The organism is Pseudomonas sp. LJDD11 (assembly GCF_024584215.1).
Taxonomy (GTDB): domain Bacteria; phylum Pseudomonadota; class Gammaproteobacteria; order Pseudomonadales; family Pseudomonadaceae; genus Aquipseudomonas.
In genome coordinates, this window is the sequence record NZ_JANJFL010000035.1 from 1 (window position 1) to 17,903 (window position 17,903).

The 17,903-nt window shown below is 59.5% G+C and carries 17 protein-coding genes and 2 pseudogenes; 10 read left to right on the forward strand and 9 right to left on the reverse strand.

The annotated features are described in order from the left end of the window. Together NRB16_RS26545 and NRB16_RS26555 are read right to left on the reverse strand one after the other, a co-directional pair. On the reverse strand, positions 1 to 146 hold a 146-nt coding region (locus NRB16_RS26545; RefSeq protein ID WP_257107348.1), incomplete at its 3' end, for a helix-turn-helix domain-containing protein. Positions 147 to 458: 312 nt separating this feature from the next. Then, complete coding sequence (locus NRB16_RS26555) at positions 459 to 1,268, reverse strand: sugar phosphate isomerase/epimerase (RefSeq protein WP_257107328.1); 810 nt, start codon at positions 1,266 to 1,268, stop codon at positions 459 to 461. Between the two features lie 272 nt (positions 1,269 to 1,540). Between NRB16_RS26555 and NRB16_RS26560 the strand changes: the two genes are divergently transcribed. Then, complete coding sequence (locus NRB16_RS26560; RefSeq protein ID WP_257107329.1) at positions 1,541 to 2,332, forward strand: SDR family NAD(P)-dependent oxidoreductase; 792 nt, start codon at positions 1,541 to 1,543, stop codon at positions 2,330 to 2,332. A gap of 116 nt (positions 2,333 to 2,448) precedes the next feature. Then, positions 2,449 to 2,583, forward strand: a pseudogene (locus tag NRB16_RS26565) (TIGR03758 family integrating conjugative element protein); the annotation flags it as partial. A 314-nt stretch (positions 2,584 to 2,897) separates the two neighbouring features. Here the strand turns inward: NRB16_RS26565 and NRB16_RS26570 are convergent. Beyond that, positions 2,898 to 4,148, reverse strand: a complete 1,251-nt coding sequence (locus NRB16_RS26570) for an MFS transporter (RefSeq protein ID WP_257107330.1) — start codon at positions 4,146 to 4,148, stop codon at positions 2,898 to 2,900. Between the two features lie 99 nt (positions 4,149 to 4,247). Here NRB16_RS26570 and NRB16_RS26575 point away from each other — a divergent pair, with 99 nt between their 5' ends. The 3 genes and pseudogenes from NRB16_RS26575 (at position 4,248) to NRB16_RS29870 (ending at position 7,266) form a co-directional block, all read left to right on the forward strand. Next, positions 4,248 to 5,255, forward strand: a complete 1,008-nt coding sequence (locus tag NRB16_RS26575) for an AraC family transcriptional regulator (RefSeq protein WP_257107331.1) — start codon at positions 4,248 to 4,250, stop codon at positions 5,253 to 5,255. Between the two features lie 400 nt (positions 5,256 to 5,655). Then, a pseudogene (locus NRB16_RS29865) lies at positions 5,656 to 6,411 on the forward strand (MCP four helix bundle domain-containing protein); the annotation flags it as partial. A gap of 21 nt (positions 6,412 to 6,432) precedes the next feature. Beyond that, the gene (locus NRB16_RS29870) at positions 6,433 to 7,266 is read left to right on the forward strand and encodes a methyl-accepting chemotaxis protein (RefSeq protein ID WP_373568512.1); all 834 of its coding nucleotides are present in this window, start codon (positions 6,433 to 6,435) and stop codon (positions 7,264 to 7,266) included. A gap of 104 nt (positions 7,267 to 7,370) precedes the next feature. Here the strand turns inward: NRB16_RS29870 and NRB16_RS26585 are convergent, their stop codons facing one another. Beyond that, on the reverse strand, positions 7,371 to 7,997 hold the full coding sequence (locus NRB16_RS26585) for a TetR/AcrR family transcriptional regulator (RefSeq protein WP_253117356.1): 627 nt from the start codon (positions 7,995 to 7,997) through the stop codon (positions 7,371 to 7,373). Positions 7,998 to 8,131: 134 nt separating this feature from the next. Here NRB16_RS26585 and NRB16_RS26590 point away from each other — a divergent pair, with 134 nt between their 5' ends. After that, positions 8,132 to 8,572, forward strand: a complete 441-nt coding sequence (locus NRB16_RS26590) for a hotdog fold domain-containing protein (protein ID WP_045491581.1) — start codon at positions 8,132 to 8,134, stop codon at positions 8,570 to 8,572. Here the strand turns inward: NRB16_RS26590 and NRB16_RS26595 are convergent. Further along, a complete protein-coding gene (locus NRB16_RS26595) occupies positions 8,564 to 9,577 on the reverse strand; it encodes an AraC family transcriptional regulator (RefSeq protein ID WP_197540959.1) in 1,014 nt (337 codons plus the stop codon). The genes NRB16_RS26590 and NRB16_RS26595 overlap by 9 nt on opposite strands. 44 nt (positions 9,578 to 9,621) lie before the next feature. On the opposite strand from NRB16_RS26595, the gene NRB16_RS26600 reads away from it, so the two are divergent. Further along, positions 9,622 to 10,620 (forward strand): NAD(P)-dependent alcohol dehydrogenase, encoded by a 999-nt coding sequence (locus NRB16_RS26600; RefSeq protein WP_257107333.1) that lies wholly within the window; start codon positions 9,622 to 9,624, stop codon positions 10,618 to 10,620. 389 nt (positions 10,621 to 11,009) lie between these two features. Here NRB16_RS26600 and NRB16_RS26605 read toward each other — a convergent pair whose 3' ends face one another. After that, positions 11,010 to 12,224 carry an aldose 1-epimerase family protein gene (locus NRB16_RS26605; RefSeq protein ID WP_257107334.1) on the reverse strand — a complete coding sequence of 405 codons (1,215 nt, stop codon included), beginning with the start codon at positions 12,222 to 12,224 and terminating at the stop codon, positions 11,010 to 11,012. Between the two features lie 262 nt (positions 12,225 to 12,486). On the opposite strand from NRB16_RS26605, the gene NRB16_RS26610 reads away from it, so the two are divergent. Next, positions 12,487 to 14,340 carry an ABC transporter ATP-binding protein gene (locus NRB16_RS26610; RefSeq protein WP_045491587.1) on the forward strand — a complete coding sequence of 618 codons (1,854 nt, stop codon included), beginning with the start codon at positions 12,487 to 12,489 and terminating at the stop codon, positions 14,338 to 14,340. A 51-nt stretch (positions 14,341 to 14,391) separates the two neighbouring features. Here NRB16_RS26610 and NRB16_RS26615 read toward each other — a convergent pair whose 3' ends face one another. The 3 genes from NRB16_RS26615 to NRB16_RS26625 are packed head-to-tail and all read right to left on the reverse strand — an operon-like array spanning position 14,392 to position 16,120. Further along, a complete protein-coding gene (locus tag NRB16_RS26615) occupies positions 14,392 to 14,922 on the reverse strand; it encodes a hypothetical protein (RefSeq protein WP_257107335.1) in 531 nt (176 codons plus the stop codon). Then, on the reverse strand, positions 14,919 to 15,443 hold the full coding sequence (locus NRB16_RS26620) for a hypothetical protein (RefSeq protein ID WP_257107336.1): 525 nt from the start codon (positions 15,441 to 15,443) through the stop codon (positions 14,919 to 14,921). Before NRB16_RS26620 ends, NRB16_RS26615 begins: the two co-directional genes overlap by 4 nt. Beyond that, on the reverse strand, positions 15,440 to 16,120 hold the full coding sequence (locus NRB16_RS26625; RefSeq protein ID WP_257107337.1) for a hypothetical protein: 681 nt from the start codon (positions 16,118 to 16,120) through the stop codon (positions 15,440 to 15,442). The genes NRB16_RS26620 and NRB16_RS26625 overlap by 4 nt, the downstream gene beginning before the upstream one ends. A gap of 243 nt (positions 16,121 to 16,363) precedes the next feature. Here NRB16_RS26625 and NRB16_RS26630 point away from each other — a divergent pair, with 243 nt between their 5' ends. Then, positions 16,364 to 16,894, forward strand: coding sequence for a sigma-70 family RNA polymerase sigma factor (locus tag NRB16_RS26630; RefSeq protein ID WP_257107338.1), 531 nt, complete (start codon positions 16,364 to 16,366; stop codon positions 16,892 to 16,894). Then, positions 16,891 to 17,829, forward strand: a complete 939-nt coding sequence (locus NRB16_RS26635) for a FecR family protein (RefSeq protein ID WP_045491599.1) — start codon at positions 16,891 to 16,893, stop codon at positions 17,827 to 17,829. The genes NRB16_RS26630 and NRB16_RS26635 overlap by 4 nt, the downstream gene beginning before the upstream one ends. The last annotated feature ends 74 nt before the right edge of the window (positions 17,830 to 17,903 follow it).

Sequence of the window (17,903 nt, forward strand, 5' to 3'; positions counted from 1 at the left end):
TTGTTCTCGCCTTGCTCGTGGCGTTCCTTCTGCAACGCCAGCGCCTTGTTGAAGACGAAGCGACAGGAGCCCGCAAAGCGGCGCATTTGCCGCTCCTGCTGACCGTCTGGCATGAGTTCGTACTTGAAGGCTTGAAGTCGTTGCATCCTGCTCTTGAGCCATGAGCAATGAAGACGCCATTAGGCGCGGACGGCACGGTGTTTTCAAGCTGCATGCCCATGGGGTCTTTGTAACGAAATACCGCCGTAGAAGGGCATCTGTGTCGCCGTGTTACTGCGAATCATCCTGTGGCGGTGCGTACATCGAACAGCAGCAGACACCCCACGGCAACCAGGGACGGCTACGCCGTCCGCGCTATCCTTCCCCGCCCTGAACGGCGGGGCTTGTCGCGCGCCCGATGGTCAGTGGGGACTGATTCGCTGCCTGCGCGTTAATCCCGCGCAGGTGTGTTGCGGGAGTTAAGGAATTTTCCAGCCCTTGGCACGCAGATCCTGCACACCCTTGTTCAGCTCATATAACGCGTTTTCTTCACGGATAATTTCCAGCACGCAGTTTTCAATACCGCAGGTCGCGTGAACGGCCTCGCCCAACCCAATGAAGTCCACGACACCCGTACCGACTGGATCATGCCCCCATACATCCGTACCGGTGTCGGACACATGCACGAAGTCGATGGCGCTGTGGTAAGCCAGCAGACTCGCCACAGGGTCCTCACCTATATAAGCAGCATTGGCGATATCGTAAACAACCCTGACCACATCATCGTTCAGGGTGCCTACAACCTGCGCCAGCTCCGCCATGGTGGGGGTAAAGCAGTAGGGCGTATTTTCCAGCAGCAAACGTACGCCAGCCTGTTTCGCCAGCGGAATCAAAACGGCCAGGCTCTCGTACATCCAGTCGTAGGTCTTTTCAAGCGGTGGGGAAATCATGGGCCGCCGAGTGCCAGGGGATATCACCACTTCCTGAGAGTCCCAGGCGACAGCCAGATCAATCACCGCCTTGATGTGCTCGACGCTCTTGTGACGCATGTTTGCGGCGGGACTGGCCAGATTGATGTCATAGCCGCCGGCGTTGAGCGACCTGATCTTCGCGCCGTATTCATGAAGGCGCACGCCAACAGCAGAGCGTTCTGCGGCCGAGATTTCCACCGGCCAGCAATGCGGCGAGCTGATCGGCACCTCATACACGCGATGCCCGTGCTCGGCCAGTTGTGCAATGGCATCAATTGCCGTGGATGACCATATATAGGAAAACGTGCTGATGATCATATCGAAACATCCTTTCAGTTGAGTATTCGCTGGAGTGAAACGGGCCATTCGTATTATCGATTTTGTGTCTTGACCACTATCGCCAGCTCAAAGACGCGACGACGGATGGATAGATCGGGATAGCAACAGCCGCTGCACAGGCAAGGTATCCGACTACCAAAAAACGATATCGGAATCAAATTCCATTGTCAATTTGATTGCAAAGCGAAACCTATTTTCGTATTTTACGAACATCTTCTACCTCAATGTCTAACTATAAAAAGGAGTGTCCAATGAGAGCTTTGGTCAGTGGCGGTAGCAGCGGTATCGGTGCGTCTGCATGCCTGAGGATCGCGGAGGCGGCCCTTGCCCGCGGCTCGCAGCCGAAAATTGCGGTTTGCGGGCACACACCCACCACTACGCAGGAAGAAGTTGTTAAATCCATCAGGGCCATGGGCGGTATCGCCATCGCCTTGTCCGGAGATCTCGGTAACCCTGAAGTACCAGGCAAACTGGTGGCGGCGGCAATAGCGGAGTTCGGCGGGCTCGACGCGCTGGTGGCGAATGCCGGTATCGCCAGCCCTGGTGCGATCTGTGATTTGTCCATCGAAGCCTGGGACGACATGTTCTCGGTCAATCTTCGCGGTGCCTGGCTGCTGGCCAAAGCCAGCTACCCGTACTTACGCGAGAGCCGAGGCTCAGCGTGCTTTACCTCGTCGATGTCTGGCCAGCTTCCGCATGCAGGCTCAGGCGCTTACAGCCCCACCAAAGCGGCATTGACCATGCTCGCCCAGACGCTCGCACTGGAGTGGGCGCCTGACGGCATCCGCGTCAACGTGGTGTCCCCAGGCATGACCCACACGCCGATGTCGGAAAAAATGTACGCTGATCCGCAGATCAAAAAAGCACGAGAAGCAATCATCCCGCTGGCGCGAATCGGCGAGCCCGTGGATATCGCCAACGTGATCGAATTTCTCGTTAGCCCCTTATCGGCTTATGTCACGGGGCAGGATATATGCGTCGATGGCGGCTTCTCCAAATCGATACTGAGTCATATTCCAGGCCGACCGAGCTCCAAATCCTGAGCACGATGATTTATGGCGTATTCAGCCAAGGGTAATAAGGTGGGTTAATCATTCGGTGCGAGCCACGCGCAGCCAGCGCCTCTGAACCAAATGGACGATAGAGCGCAGCCGTCGCCATGAGCATGACTGACGCTCATGGCTCAGCGTTTCAAACCGCCTCTGGCTTCTCGTCGCAGAGCAGTTCGACGCTGTGGCTGTCCTTGGTTCTCGTCTTGGCATTGCTTTGGTGTGTCTGGGTGATGTGGTCCGCTCAAGCCTGTTTGCTGGGCGCACACTGAACCCCATCCAGAGCCGTACTAGATTTCGTCAGAAATCGCCATTCGTGATCACTCGTGGACGGCATTTGAGTGGGGGCAAGATAGTCCCTGACCTACACCTCCCGGCCATCAAACGTTGCCCACCTGGATCATGAACACACCGTACCCTTCCGGCGGTCGCATCGAACAGGTGTCCGTGCTGTGTAGCTCAACCTGGCAACGACTTGAGGCGTACCTGCGCCGACGTCGTATCGTTGCCGGGTTAACTCCTGATCACAGACGCAATCAAGACGATTTGGCAAACCGGATCAAAGATGCAACGCAGGCTTGGGCTGGCCAACGCCATGGCCAGATGGGACCCGGACCCGCAGCGCAATCAGCAGCGCGGCCAGCAGCATCAGCACGGCCGCTGCGACGAATACGCCTGCGCTGCCACTGAGGCTGAACACTGCACCGCCAGCGGCTGCGCCTGTTGCGATGGCGGACTGCACAGATGCCACCACCATGCCCCCGGCGCTTTCCGCCTGATCGGGGACCGCACTGGCAACCCAGTTCGACCACGCCACCGGCACACCACCAAAGGCCAGGCCCCAGACCGCCAGGAGTATCGCCTGCCCCGGCACCGAGGCCGGCAATAGCACCAACGCCAGTGCTGCAATACCGACCAGCGCGGGCATCAATACGAGCGTGGCCAGCGGGTGGTGCTCCAGCAGTTTCCCGGCCAGCAGCGTGCCGGCGAAGTTCGCCACGCCGAAGCCCAGCAGCATCAGTGACAGCCCTTGCGGGCCGATGCCGGTAGTCCCTTCAAGCAATGGCCGAACATAGGTGAACATCGCAAAGTGGCCGCTGTGCACCAGCACGCAACCAAACATGCCCATGGCAATGCCCGGACGCTGCAACACCTCGAGCACGGTGCGCAGACGTGCCGGCCGGCGCGGCGCAAGGGGTGGCAGAGTGAACGACTGGAACACCAAGGTCACCACGCCAACCGCCGCCGCTGCAAAGAACGCGCTGCGCCAACCATACAACCCGCCCAGATAGCTGCCCAGCGGCACGGCAACAACCGTCCCGATGGCAATGCCGCTGAAAATGATCGACAGCGCCCGTGGCAACAAAGCGCTCGGCACCAAGCGCATCGCGACCGCCGCCGCCATGCTCCAGAACCCGCCAAGGGCAATACCCAGCAAGATACGCATCAACAACAGCACCGCGAAGCTGGAGGAAATGGCGACCAACAGATTGGAGGCGACCATCAACGTGGAAAAGCCCAGCAACACCCAACGCCGGTCGATGCCACGGGTCATGCCTGGCACCAACAGGCCGGCGAACAGCGCGACGACTGCTGTCACCGTTACCGCCTGGCCAGCCAGCGCTTCGGACACGCCAAGGTCAGTGGCCATCAGCGTCAACAAACTGGCCGGTAGGTACTCAGCGGTCAGTAACCCGAATACCCCCATTGCCAACGAAAAGACCGCCAGCCACGCGGGGGTCGCAGGCTCTACATCCAACCCGACGCCAGTATGGCGGTCGGGTACGGCCTTACATGCACAGTCAGTCATCGTACGGATCTCCCAATCTTCATTACGAACCGAAGTCTAGGCGTCCGAATCCGGATGATCTATGATTGAAAATCTCTGTTTCTTGACCAAAACACCTGAATGACGCCTGCAGATCAGTTTGCTCTCTCCTCGGACCTCATTAACGAGCTGTTGCGCGGCATGCGCCTGCGCGGCGTCGAATACCGACGTATTCAGGCAGGTCCTACCTTCGGCTTGGGCTTCACGGAAAAACCTGGGCACGCCTGGTTCCACTTCATAGCCGTCGGCAATGCGGTGCTGCAAATGGAGGATGGCACCCACTACGCGCTGTCTGCCGGCAACGCCGTGTTCATCTCCCATGGCGCAGCCCATCAACTGCTTTCCCACCCTGGCGCGGCTGTTCTAGACATCAACCGGCTGGACGGCGCCCCGCTCGGTGACACCGTCAGCGCAGTGGATACCGGAGCCGATGCCGGCCCCACGCCAAGCACTACGTTATTCAGTGGTTGTATGGAGTTTGAACTGGGCAGCATCCATGGCCTTGGTCGGCTGATGCCGGGCGTGATGCTGATTGATGCCGGCGGCCAGCGTTACCCCGGTCTGGTACCGATCCTGACAACCATGGAGCGCGAGGTTAGCAGCGCACGGGTCGGCTTCGCCGGTATCCTTGCGCGTTTGGCCGACGTGGTGGCTGCGATGGTCGTTCGCGGCTGGGTGGAATGCGCCTGCGGCAATGCCTCTGGCCTGGTCGCCGCCTTGCGCGATCCACGCCTGGCCGGCGCACTGCTTGCGCTCCATCAGCAACCGGGCCGCGACTGGACCGTTGCGCAGTTGGCAGCGCACTGTAATACCTCACGTTCGGTGTTCGCGGAGCGCTTCCAGGTGACGATTGGCATGGCCCCGCTGCGCTATGTCACCGAACTGCGAATGCGGCTTGCGAGCCAGTGGCTGACCCTGGAAAGGCTGCCGATTGAAGAGGTAGCGCAGCGTCTGGGCTATACATCGCAGGCCGCTTTCAGTCGTGCATTCAAGCGCATTACCGGCAAAACCCCCGGATTAAGCCGTAAGGTGAGGCAGCCCGCTGTTACTCGCAACCGAGCGCAAGTCGTTGATGATCCATGCCTATGACCCATTCACGACTCCAAATCCAGAGTGATTGTCCGCGCATGGATCAACGATGAGAACACCTGAGGTCAACTGACGGCCGGATTGGGGTTTCTGCGAAAAAATCGCAAACTGATAGTTTTTGCGAATATCACTGCCCTCATTGAAGCTATACCGTTGCCACTGAAGTTTCACCCTCCTTGCCAGCCACCTTATTGGCGTCAAAAAATAGAATTAAATATCTCCTCAACAATTCCCGAAGGCCTGCCGATAGAAGTAACAAGGTGTTACGAGCGCAGATCCTCTTGTCTAAACGTTGGTTTAACAAGGCAGGATCCTACAGGGCAGGTTGCGGCGTAACGGTTAGAGCATGAAGCGCTTTTGCTGTTTACTTCACTGAGAAAAATTTATGTCTATAAGAAACATGAATATCGCTCCACGAGCGTTTCTTGGTTTTGCGTTCATTGCTCTGTTGGTCGTCGCGCTGGGGCTTTTTGCGCTGAACCGCATGAGCCTGATCCGCCAGGCCACGCTCGACATGGAAACCAACACCATGCCGAGCATCACGCTGCTAGGCAACGTCAATGAATCGGTGCTGCGCCTGAGAGTTTTTTCATTACGCCTGCTGGTCAATCGCGAGCCTGAAATGCTGCAGGAAACCGATCAGCGAATTGCTGAAGTAACGACCCAATTGCAAACGGCCAAGTCTGCTTATAGTGCGCTACCGGCCGAGGCGCAAGAGAGAGCTACTTATCAACAGTTCGATACAACACTGATTCAGTATCTTGGGTTACTCAATCAGGCACTGCAGCTGTCGCGTGAGAACAAGACCGAAGAAACCCGGACCATGATTAACACGGGTATGCGACAAACTTCTGACTTGATGACCAAACAACTCAAGGATCTGGTTGATATCAACCGAGCCGCTGCTATTGCAGGCTCTCACATAGCTGGGCAGCAATATGACGGTGCAACGGTTGCCATTATTGCCGTGGCGATAATTGCATCAATGATGACGGTCCTGCTCGCCTGGTTACTGACCCGCAGTATTGTGGCGCCTTTGTCGCGAGCAGTGAGCGTTGCTCAGGAAATCGCAGCGGGCAACCTGACCAAACACATTGAAGTCGATGGCAAGGACGAGCCGGCGCGATTGCTTGAAGCGTTGGTGGTCATGCAGCAGAACCTGCGCACGACTATCCAGATGATTTCAGGGTCGGCCACGCAATTGGCCTCTGCCGCAGAAGAGTTGAGCGCAGTCACTGAAGAGTCGTCCCGCGGTTTGCAAAAGCAAAACGATGAAATTGAACAGGCAGCGACTGCCGTGAACGAAATGACCGCCGCTGTCGAGGAAGTTGCGCGCAATGCCGTGTCCACCTCCCAAGCTTCAGAGCAGTCAACGGATACAGCGCGTCAGGGTCGCGACAAGGTCGTGCAGACCGTACAAGCGATTCAGGCCATGACCCAGGATGTGCAGACCACCTCCAACCTGATCGAAGGCCTGGCAGAACAGGGCCGCGACATCGGCAAGGTGCTGGATGTGATTCGCTCCATTGCCGAGCAAACCAACTTGCTGGCATTGAACGCGGCAATCGAAGCCGCAAGGGCTGGCGAAGCAGGTCGTGGCTTTGCGGTGGTGGCCGATGAGGTTCGGGCTTTGGCCCACCGTACGGCGCAATCGACTCGAGAGATCGAACAGATGGTCGCCGGTATTCAAAGCGGAACCGGCAATGCCGTGCAGTCGATGAGTTTGAACACCAGCCGCACGCTTACCACCCTGGAGCTTGCCCGGGCTGCCGGAGAAGCGCTTGAGCAGATCACCGAAGCCATTTCGAAAATCAACGAACGCAACCTGGTGATCGCCAGCGCCTCGGAAGAGCAGGCCCAAGTGTCTCGCGAAGTGGACCGTAATCTGGTGAACATTCGTGACCTGGCCACTCAGTCGGCAGCCGGGGCCAATCAGACCAGTGCCGCCAGTCATGAGTTGTCGAGATTGGCAGTGGCCCTGAACGGCATGGTGGCACGCTTTGTGTTTTGATTAGCGCTTTAATGAACAAGTGCGGCTGCAGTCACGAGTCTGATGCAGTCCGCACTTCAATCAGCACACTGTAGATCAAGCCTGCAAACCCGTGCGGCATGAGGCTAACCCGCTTTGGCCGCCGTTTCGATCGACTGCCACGCCGCCCGCCCCAGCATGTCCCGATAGTGCCTGGGGCTATTAACCACACGTTTCGATAGCCAGGCCCGTGAATAATTTTCTGCCTGACCAATGATCAGCGACGGCAATAACTCGGCAGGCACGTGCGCAAAATGCTCGGCGATGCCTTGCGCGGTCATCCATTCCAGCAACTTCTTGTTGCGCTGCTTGTTGCGGGCGGCGAGTTCTTCCTTGAACGGACCGGTGGCCACGGCAAAGCGCCCCTGCAGGACAAATCGTGCCCAGTCCGGTTGCGCGTCCACCCAGTCGACATAGCTGTGCACCAGCGCCAGTACCCCGGCCTTGGCGTCACCTGCGTGTTGCAGGTAGGCGTCGCGCAGCCGTTCCTGGTCATCAAGCGCTGCAAAAAACAGCGCCGCCACCAGCCCTTCCTTGCTTTGAAAGTGGTGGTAAATCGCCCCCACGCTGGTGTCGCATTCGGCACGAATGGCCTCGATGGTAGTGGCTTCAATACCCATATCGTTAAAGGAGCGCAAAGCCTGGCGCAGGATGGCGCGTTTAAGGTCGCCGCGTCTCCCGGGAAAAACACGGTCTAGCAGATCAGATTCCATGCGGGTGCGCCTGAAAAAGACGAATGGTACGACGACCACGGGGGCTGCTGGAAGCGGCGCTTGACACCTGTCAAATACAGAATTATGTTCTGTAACAGAGCAATGTTCTGCAACCAACAAGAAGGTCGTGTTCCATGAGCCAAGCCCTGAGCATGTTCAACAGCGTCGGATCATCTGCATTCAGCAACATGGTCTGCCAGATGGCCCCTTACTTCAGCACTATTACCCCGGAAGTGGCTGAGCTGAGGCCCGGTTATGCGCTGGTTAAAGTGCCGTTTCGCAAAGAAATCACCAATCACTTGGCATCAGTGCATGCCATTGCCTTGTGCAACGCCGCTGAACTGGCGGGCGGCATGCTGACGGACGTATCCATTCCCGCGGGCGGCAAGTGGATTCCGAAGGGCATGACCGTTGAGTACCTGGCAAAAGCCAAAACCGGCATCCGCGCAATTGCCGATGGCAGTGGCGTTGACTGGAACAGCGCAGGCGACAAGATCGTCTCGGTGGATATTTTTGATGAGGCGGATGTGAAAGTGTTTACGGCCAAAATCACCATGAATGTGAAGTCAGCTTGAGCTGAGCGAGGCGCCTCGGGCAACCCTGTGGCGCTCATTGCGCCATTGACCGGGGGCCACCCCGGTTGCGGCCTTGAACGCGCGACTGAGGGCCACATCCGAGCCGTAGCCCGTCTGCTCAGCCGCCATCGCAATCGAGTGCCCCGCCGCCAGCAGTAGCTTGGCCTGATAAATCCGCCAGGTCGCAATGTAGGCCAACGGCGGTATGCCGATAACCGACTTGAACAACGCCGCGAACGCCGAACGGGACATGGCCGCATCACGCGCCAACTGCTCCAGCGTCCAGGGATGGGCGAGGTCTGCATGAATACGCCGCAGGGTTTTCGCCAACTGCTGGTGACTCAGGCCGGCCAGCCAGCCATCGGCCATGTTGCCTTCGGATGCCGCCCACACCCGAATCGCCTGAATGAACAGAATGTCCAGCAACCGACTGACGATATAGGGCGTGCCCAACCCATCCTGGGCCTCCTCCAGGCCGATCTGTTCAAGAACCGAAAGCATGCGCCCGGTATCAGAATCGCTCATGGCAACGTGCACTACATCAGGCAGCAAGGCTGACAGCGGCTCGCCGGCGGCATGGTCGAAGCTGAACAGGGTCGAGAAAAACTCACAGGCCGGCCCTTCACCGCCAAAGGTGACCCGATGGCCTGTCACGTGATCCGCCACCTCCCAGCAGGAGATGGCGACGGTGTCCGGTGTGTCGCCCAACACGCCGTCCACGCCCTGCTTGATGATCAGGCAGTCACCGGCCCTGATCTCGACAGGCGCCTGCCCTATGCGGGTGAACCAGCACTGGCCGCTGGCAACAACCAACAGCCGAGCCTGCCCCCCACTGTCAAACGAAATCGCCCACGGCGCCTGCCCACGCAAACGAACAAACAGGGAGCTTTCCAGGTGCATGGCATTGAGTACGGAGTCGAAGGGGTGCATGGCGCCGACTTTGGACGATGGGTTAAGACTTCGATACTCCAGGCAATGGGCCATCCAGTCAAGCAAGGCCACCATAGGCCTTATTCAGGCCATTGGGACCTGATCGACCGAGGTGACGCATGAAGGTTTACCGTTTACAGAAAATCGGATCCATCGAAGGCCTGGAGCTATGTGAGGAGCCCATCCCGACACCAGGGCCAGGTGAGGTTCTGGTGCGCATTGTGGCCACCTCCCTCAACTACCGAGACTTGGCGATTCTCAATGGCTCATTGCCGTTCGGCGTGCAGGACGGTCGAGTACCGCTGTCGGACGCATCCGGCATTGTCGAGGCAGTGGGCGCCGGTGTGAGCCGGTTTGCGGTGGGCGATCGAGTGGTCAACGCGTTCGTTCCCGGCTGGGTGTCGGGGCCTTTTCGTGAGTTTGCCCCGCAATACGGTCTGCAGCTCGATGGCTGGTCCAGCGAATATCGCACTATTGACCAACAAGAGCTGGTAGCGTTACCCGACTCGATCAGTTTCGAGGCCGCAGCCACCCTGCCCTGCGCCGCCGTTACCGCTTGGTCAGCACTCAAAGGCATCGGCCCGCATCAACGGGTACTGACCCAAGGCACCGGCGGCGTGTCACTGTTCGCCGTGCAACTGGCCAAAGCCGCTGGCGCGCAGGTCATCGCTACCACGTCCTCGGAACAGAAAGCCGCACAATTGCGCGACCTGGGCGCCGATCACGTCATCAATTACCTTGAGCACCCGAACTGGAGCGAGGCCGTTCGGGCACTGACCAACGGTCGTGGCGTGGACCGTGTGGTCGAAGTCGGCGGCCCCGGCACCTTGATGCAATCGGTCAAAGCGGTCGCCATTGGCGGGCAAGTATCACTGGTGGGCATATTGGCGGCCGGCGAAATGCCAGGGTTCATGGATATTTTCCTGAGCCAGGCACGCTTGCAACCGATTGCCACCGGTAACAGACAGGACCTGGAAGATCTCATCGCCACCGTGGCCCGGCATGATCTCAAACCGGTGATCGACAGCCGTTATGCTTTTGATGATGCGTCCAGTGCGTGGCGACGCTTTGCGGCACGCAATCTGTTTGGCAAGGTGGTGATCACCCAAAACCTGTGACCCAACGTCCGGTACCCAGGCCCTGCCATCGGTGCATTCCTGGGTTTGCTGGAACAAGTCAAAACAAGCGAGAAACGATCGGGTCGGACTCGCGCAAAAGCCTGTTTTTAACGCAGCGTGACCGAGCGCAGCTACTTTACGTACAGAGCCTAACCAAGGATTACCACGCAGCCGTTGTTTAATCGCGGCACAAAAACTTCAAGTAAAAATACGTCCAGCGGCTAACTAAACAACTCCTCCCGCCCTCCCAAAAGGACATCATGAAGCACCCGCTCGATACGCAAAACCCGATTGATGGGGCGCTCGACTTGCAGACAACGCGCGCCCGTGCCGGTGATCGGCGCTTCAAGCACCGGGCACCGGGCACCGGGCACCGGCAAAATGATTGTTTACTCTTTGCTCAAATCCACCAACGGCACCTGGCGCACCTCGGTCGCACGGCCGTTCTGGATCGTTTTGATCTGCTGCAGTGCCTGGTCCACCGCCGGTTTATCGGCCAGCAAGGCGTAGCTGATGCTGAACTGACGCTGTTGTTCAGGACCAATAGTCGGCACCAGATTCAGCGGTCGCTGGTAACGCCGGTTGTACGAGAAACTGGTGCCAGGCTCCAACCCGGTGACGTAGCCCTGGCCGCGGGTGTCAGTGTTTTTCCATAGCGAGAACACTGGCAACTGCTGGATATTGAAGCCCACTGCAACGCCGAGGCTGGCGGCTTTGTTGTGCAGCACCGTCAGCGTGTTGCCTTGGTCGTCGCCGTAAGGCACCACGTTGTACACGGTTTCATCGTAGTCAGGGGTCGGCCCGCGATAGGTCTGCCAGTCGCTCAGGTCGGCTTTGGCTTTATCGTTGAAAGGCGACACTTGCTTGACCGGCGCGGCAAAGCGCGCGCCCTCCTCCAAAAACGGCGTACTGAAGTTGCTGTGGTACAGCGCTTGGTATTCCTTTGGATAGTCGCCATTATTGGTCAGGGTGTCATTGAGCACGAACCGCGCCGTACCTGGCTCAGTCACCAGTTCGGTCTGCACACTGAAGTCCACTTTCTTGAACGCCTGCTCTTTCAACTCACCACGCACCCGAATGGCATACGGCGGGGTTTGGTCGATATGCACGGTGACCTTGCTGGCCGGAATATTCGCTGCGCGGCCATGCAGGGTCAGCAACTCGCCATTGTCGATGCCCGGATGACCGACCCATTCGTAACCGCAGCGGGTGACCAGTTCGTTGAAACCTTCCAGCCAGCCCAGACCACCGCGCCCGTTAAGCTCAATGAAGGCCGGGTTGACCACTTCATTGACCGGCGAATCCCAGCCCATCCTGGCCTCGCCGACCTGAGCATTGAGTACGTTCATGCCACGGGTCGGCACCAGCGTCAGCTTCATCGTGCCGTTATCAATATCAATCAGGCTCACACCTTCCTGACGCCCGCCATGCAGGGTGCGCATGCTGATGGAAAAAGGCTTGTCGAGCTTGACCCCAAGCTGCTCGCTGGTGATCCGCATATTGCTGGCGGGCTTGTCGCTGTCGAGCAGCACGAAGTCCCAGGCAACGGCCTGAGTGCTAAGAGAAAGAGCGGCAATGGCGCAGGAAATCAGAGGCATTTTCATGGGCGGTTCCTTTCTTGGAATTATGATTCGCTTAAACAGATGAAACGTTTCAGCGACAGGTCCAGTCTAGTCCCATTTACAGCGCCGGTGTAGCCATCCATGGCCTGGCCACCTGTCTGCGACCGGGTCGAGACTCATGACTTTGCCAGCGCGCGCTCGCGCCTGACGAACTGAATCTTCTCTGGGAAAAATCGTCCAGAGATCACTCAAGACAATCACACAGTGGCAAAATCTCGCTAACTTGAACACTTCGGAGACCCCGATGCTTCGCATTTTTGAACGCTGGCTCGACCCTTTCCCGCCCGACGAGACGCCGCCACCGCCCATGGGCCTGGCGCGTTTTCTGTGGGCCTGCACCCGCGGTGCGCGTGGCTACATCCTCATGTTTGCGCTGCTCAGCGCAGCCGTCTCGATCTACGAAGCCTGGCTGTTTTCGTTCCTTGGGCAAGTTGTGGACCTGCTGTCGACCTGGCAGGCCGGCGGTGCGGTGAGCGCCGAAGAAAGCGGTGTGCTGTGGAGTATTGGCATTGTGCTGCTGGTCAGTATCGTGCTGGTGGCGCTGCGCACCATGGTTCAGCATCAGGTGTTGGCGATCAACCTGCCGCTGCGGCTGCGCTGGGATTTTCACCGGCTGATGCTGCGCCAGAGCCTGTCGTTCTTCTCCGATGAATTTTCCGGGCGGGTCACCACCAAAGTGATGCAGACCGCGCTGGGCGTGCGTGAAGTGCTGTTTACCCTGATCGAGATCATTCCCGGTATCGGTGTGTACTTCATCGCGATCATTGCCCTGGCCGGCGGCTTCGCCCTCAAGCTGATGCTGCCGTTCATTGCCTGGATCGTGCTGTTCGGCCTGGCGATGCTGTATTTCGTGCCACGTCTGGGTCAGGTGGGTCAGGAACAGGCCAATGCGCGCTCCTCGATGACCGGCCGGATCTCCGACGCCTACACCAACATCACCACGGTCAAGCTGTTCTCGCACTCCAAGCGCGAGGCGCACTTTGCCCGCGCCGCGATGGAAGACTTCAAGCAGACCGGCTTTCGCCAGATGCGGCTGGTCAGCCAGTTCGAGATCGTCAACCAGACCCTGGTGGTCGCGCTGATCATCGGTGCCGGCGGCTATGCCCTGTGGCTGTGGCACCAGGGTGACGTCGGCACTGGTGCAGTGGCGGCAATCACCGCCATGGCCTTGCGTATCAACGGTATGTCGCACTGGATCATGTGGCAGATGACCTCGCTGTTCGAGAGCATTGGCACCGTGCAGGACGGCATGGAAACCCTGACCAAGGGGCCCAAGGTCCAGGACGCGCCGAATGCCACGGAGCTTGCGACCACCGGCGGCGCCGTGACCTTCGACAACGTGAGTTTCAACTATAACGGCGAGCGCCAGGTACTCGACGGCCTGACGCTGAACATCCGCGCGGGTGAAAAAGTCGGCCTGGTGGGCCGCTCCGGGGCCGGCAAGTCCACCCTGATCAACCTGCTGCTGCGCTTTTATGACGTCGACCAAGGCGAGATTCGGGTTGATGGCCAGAACGTCGCCAAGGTCACGCAGGACAGCCTGCGCAGTGCCATTGGCATGGTCACTCAGGACACTTCGCTGCTGCACCGTTCGATCCGCGACAACATCGCCTACGGCCGCCCGGATGCCAGCGACGAGCAGGTCCGGCGCGCCGCCATCAACGCCCAGGCCGACGGCTTCATCCGTCAGCTGAGCGACAAGCATGGCCGCAGTGGCTATGACACCCAGGTTGGCGAGCGCGGCATCAAGCTGTCCGGCGGCCAGCGGCAACGCATCGCCATCGCTCGGGTGATGCTCAAGAACGCACCGATCCTGCTGCTCGACGAAGCCACCAGCGCCCTGGACTCGGAGGTCGAAGTGGCGATCCAGGAAAGCCTGGATGAAATGATGGTCGGCAAAACCGTTATCGCCATCGCCCATCGACTGTCGACCATCGCCGCCATGGACCGGCTGATCGTCATGGACGATGGACGGATCATCGAACAGGGCACGCATACCGAGTTGCTGGCGAAAAACGGCGTTTATGCAAGATTGTGGCAGCACCAGAGTGGCGGGTTTCTGGGAGAGGATCAGGGCGTGGTTGAGGCCGTGGAATAACCGCGCAGCATTAACCTGCAGGAGCGGCTTTAGCCGCGAAAGACTTCGCAGCTAAAGCTGCTCCTGCTCATGCGGTATCAGTGCACTGCGCTCCAGATCCTGCATCAGTTCGGTCAGCATCTGCCGCCGGTTTTCGGTAATCGGCGGCGGGACGTACCAGGTGGCCACGCTCATGCCTTCGCGCTTGTAGGTGAAAGTGCGCAGTAACTGGCCGTCCTTGTAGACCTTGCCTTCAAGGTTATGCACGTAGCTGTAAGGCACCGGCAAGGTCAGCAGGGTCAGGGCGTTGAGCGCCACCAGCACGCCTGCGCCCTCGCCCGGCGGCTGGCTGATGACCAGCCCATAGCCCTTGCGTGAGAAACCGTGGTCAACGAACGAGAACGCGCCCGATGACTTGACCGCCTCGGTCAGTTCGTTGCGTTCCTGCATGTCATGGCGCGTATAACCTTGCGGCACCACCATCAGGCTCATCGGCACATAGCGCTGTTGCGCGTGATAGCCCAGCGGCTTGATTGACGGGTTGCAGCCGCCCAGCAACAGCAGCCCGCCAGCCGCTATTGATATTTTGACCAAGCGGCTCATCGTGGTGCATCCAGCGGCCGGTCGGCCAGGCTCGCAGTCTGCATGTCACGGGCAAAAGCGCGGGCAATACGCCGGATGTTTTCCTGCCGCTCTGGCACCCCGAGATCAAACAGCCAGGAATACTTGCCCATGTAGTTTTCGTAGTGATAACGCTTGAGCACCTTGCCGTCGCGCATCACGGTGAAGTCGGCCCTGGAGTCCATGTCGTTTTGCAGCGGCAACAGGAACAGTGTCGCAGCGCTTAGAAACAGCAGCGGCGTGGGCGCCAGTTCGCGTTTGACGTTCAGGTTGACCATCACCTGGGTTTCCCCGGCCTTGGCGCTGCCATTTTCGACCTTGCTGAACACCCCGCTTTCGCGCAGGTAATTGCGCAACTCGGCGCCATGCTCCAGTGAATCAACCATCACCGTGATCGGCGGCAGATAATCGCGCCCCGCCTCGATCTGTGGATCGGGCAGCGTCTGGGTGCCGGCGCAGCCGCCCAGCAGCACGCTGGCAGCAAAGACCATCGGTTTGTTCATGGTGTGTTCCTTGGGGTGGTTGATTGCGCGTCGGTTCGCCCCTGCGCTGGCATTGGCAGGACGAAGGGATAGGCAGGTTTCAGGTCCAGATTCATGGGCTGCAATACCGGTAAACCAGGGCTATAGCGCCGGGCGATTTGCTCATCGCGGGGTTGCTGATTGGCATGCAAGAACATGCACACCGACATACCGATGCAGCGCGAGCGAAATTCACCGAGGTAATAGGCCTTGCCGGCCTCCAGGCGCAGCGGCACCACGAACTGCTCGCGCGCCTGCAAAGAACGGAAGCTGCTGTTGGCACCAGTCCAGAAAAACTGGAAGTCATACAGCTCATAATCGCCCGGCTTGAGCGGCATGACGAACACACTGGCCTGGCCAGGCAGCGCCTTTTCATCGGCGCTGCGCGAGTCTTCGATGTCTTTGGGGGTATGCGCTACCTCGGCATGGCCCCACCAGGCTGCCGCACCGTCTTGAGAACCGCGCTTGCGCAACAGGATGCGCTGATTGGTAAAGGCGCTGTCGCGCCCCTGCGGGCCGATGCTGCCGACCAGCCAAGCCACCGGACTACCGGCCGTCGGTTGCAACGGCTCGCTGACGAACACCGAAGACTTGGCGGCGCAGCCGGTCATCAGGGCGATAGGTAGAAGACGTGCGAATGCACGGATAAATCCAGACATGAGAGGTCCTTTGGATAAGTCGCGTTCCATCGGTGGCAAGCGGCTGACAACTGTTGCAGGTTTGCGGGGTGTAACGAGGATTGCCGCCTCAGGGAGTCTCTGCCCGGCGGCTGCGCGTCTGATCGTTTTAAACCGCGAAGGTTCCCCCAGAAAGCTGGCTCATGTGGCGAGGGCGTCTGGCGGATTGCAATCAAACGGCCTTCCCGGCATCATTTGATAACAATTTCCATTAGCTTTTGAGCCATGCCACCATCCACGTCTGACGCCGCGCAATTGAACGTCCGCAATCGTGTCCTGCATCAGTTGTTCGGCGATCACCACAGCTGGCTGCTCGGTCGCCTGCGCGCACGCCTGGGCTGCCCGGCAGAAGCCGCAGACATGGCTTCGGAAACCTTCGTTCAGGTGGTCGCTGCGCCTTGCCCGCTGACAATTCGTGAGCCGCGTGCGCTGCTGACCACCATCGCCAAGCGTCTGGTGTTTGCCAGTTGGCGACGCCGTGATCTGGAACGCGCCTATCTGGAAAGCCTGGCGCAGCAACCCGAAGTTTACGCCCCGTCAGCCGAAGAACAGGCCCAGGCACTGCAAGCCTTGGTGGCGCTGGATCGGCTGCTCGAAGGCCTGTCACCGATTGGCCGCAGCGCCTTTCTGTACAGCCAGCTGGACAACCTGACCTACGCCGAAATCGGCCAGCGCCTGGGTATTTCTGCGCCACGGGTTCATCAGTACGTGGCCAAGGCGCTGGCGCTTTGTTATCTGGCGCTGGAGCCGGCATGAAGGCCCGCCAACTGCCGCCCGCTGTAGCCCAAGCCGTTGAATGGCTGGCCTTGCAACGCTCCGGAACAATGAGTGACGGCGACCGGCAACGCTTCGAACACTGGCTGCACGCCAGTCCTGAACACAGCCTGGCCTGGCAGCAGCTGCAGCAGCGAATCGGTCAGGTGTTCAGCGGCACACCGCAAAGCTCGCGAGAAATGCTTGACCGTGCCGGCAACAGCCGTCGCCACCTGTTACGTGGCGCATTGGGGCTGAGCGGAGTGGGGTTGGCTGGCTGGTGGCTGCAAGGCCAGGGCCTGCTGCCCGGCCTGGGCGCCGATCTTCAAACTGCAATCGCCCAACGCCAGCGCTTCGACCTGGCCGATGGCAGCCGGGTGCTGCTCAATGCCGATAGCCGCGTCGATCTGCTGTTCGACGGGCGCCAGCGCACGTTGCTGCTGCGTCAGGGCGCGCTGAATATCGAGGTGGCGCGCGACCCTGAGCGGCCATTGGTGGTGCGTACCGCGTTTGGCGAGGCGCGGGCGCTGGGCACCCGCTTCAGCGTGGCGCTGCACGAGCAATCGGCGCAGGTCTGGGTGCAACAGTCGCACGTGCTGGTCTCGGTGCCTGGCGCGGCGCCCTTGCAACTGCGCGCAGGCCAGGGCGCGCAGCTCGACGGTCGCCGGGTGCAGGCGCTGGATCCGCAACTGTCCCGCGCCGCGGCCTGGGAAGATGGCCGCCTGGAGGTCCATGACCGCCCCGTGAGTGAGGTGATCGAAGCCTTGCGCGCCTATCATCCCGGCTGGCTGCGGATCAGCGCCGAGGCTGCGGCCTTGCGGGTGACCGGCATCTTCCCGCTGGACGACAGCCCCCAGGCACTGCGCATCCTCCAGGAGGTGTTGCCAGTACGGGTCGAGCGCCCGCTGAGCTGGTGGACCCAAGTGAGCCTGCGCTGAGCCTGAATTATTTTTTCATCGCCCCCTTAATAACCACCCCGCTCACGTCACAAGGCAGGCATCGACCTCATCAG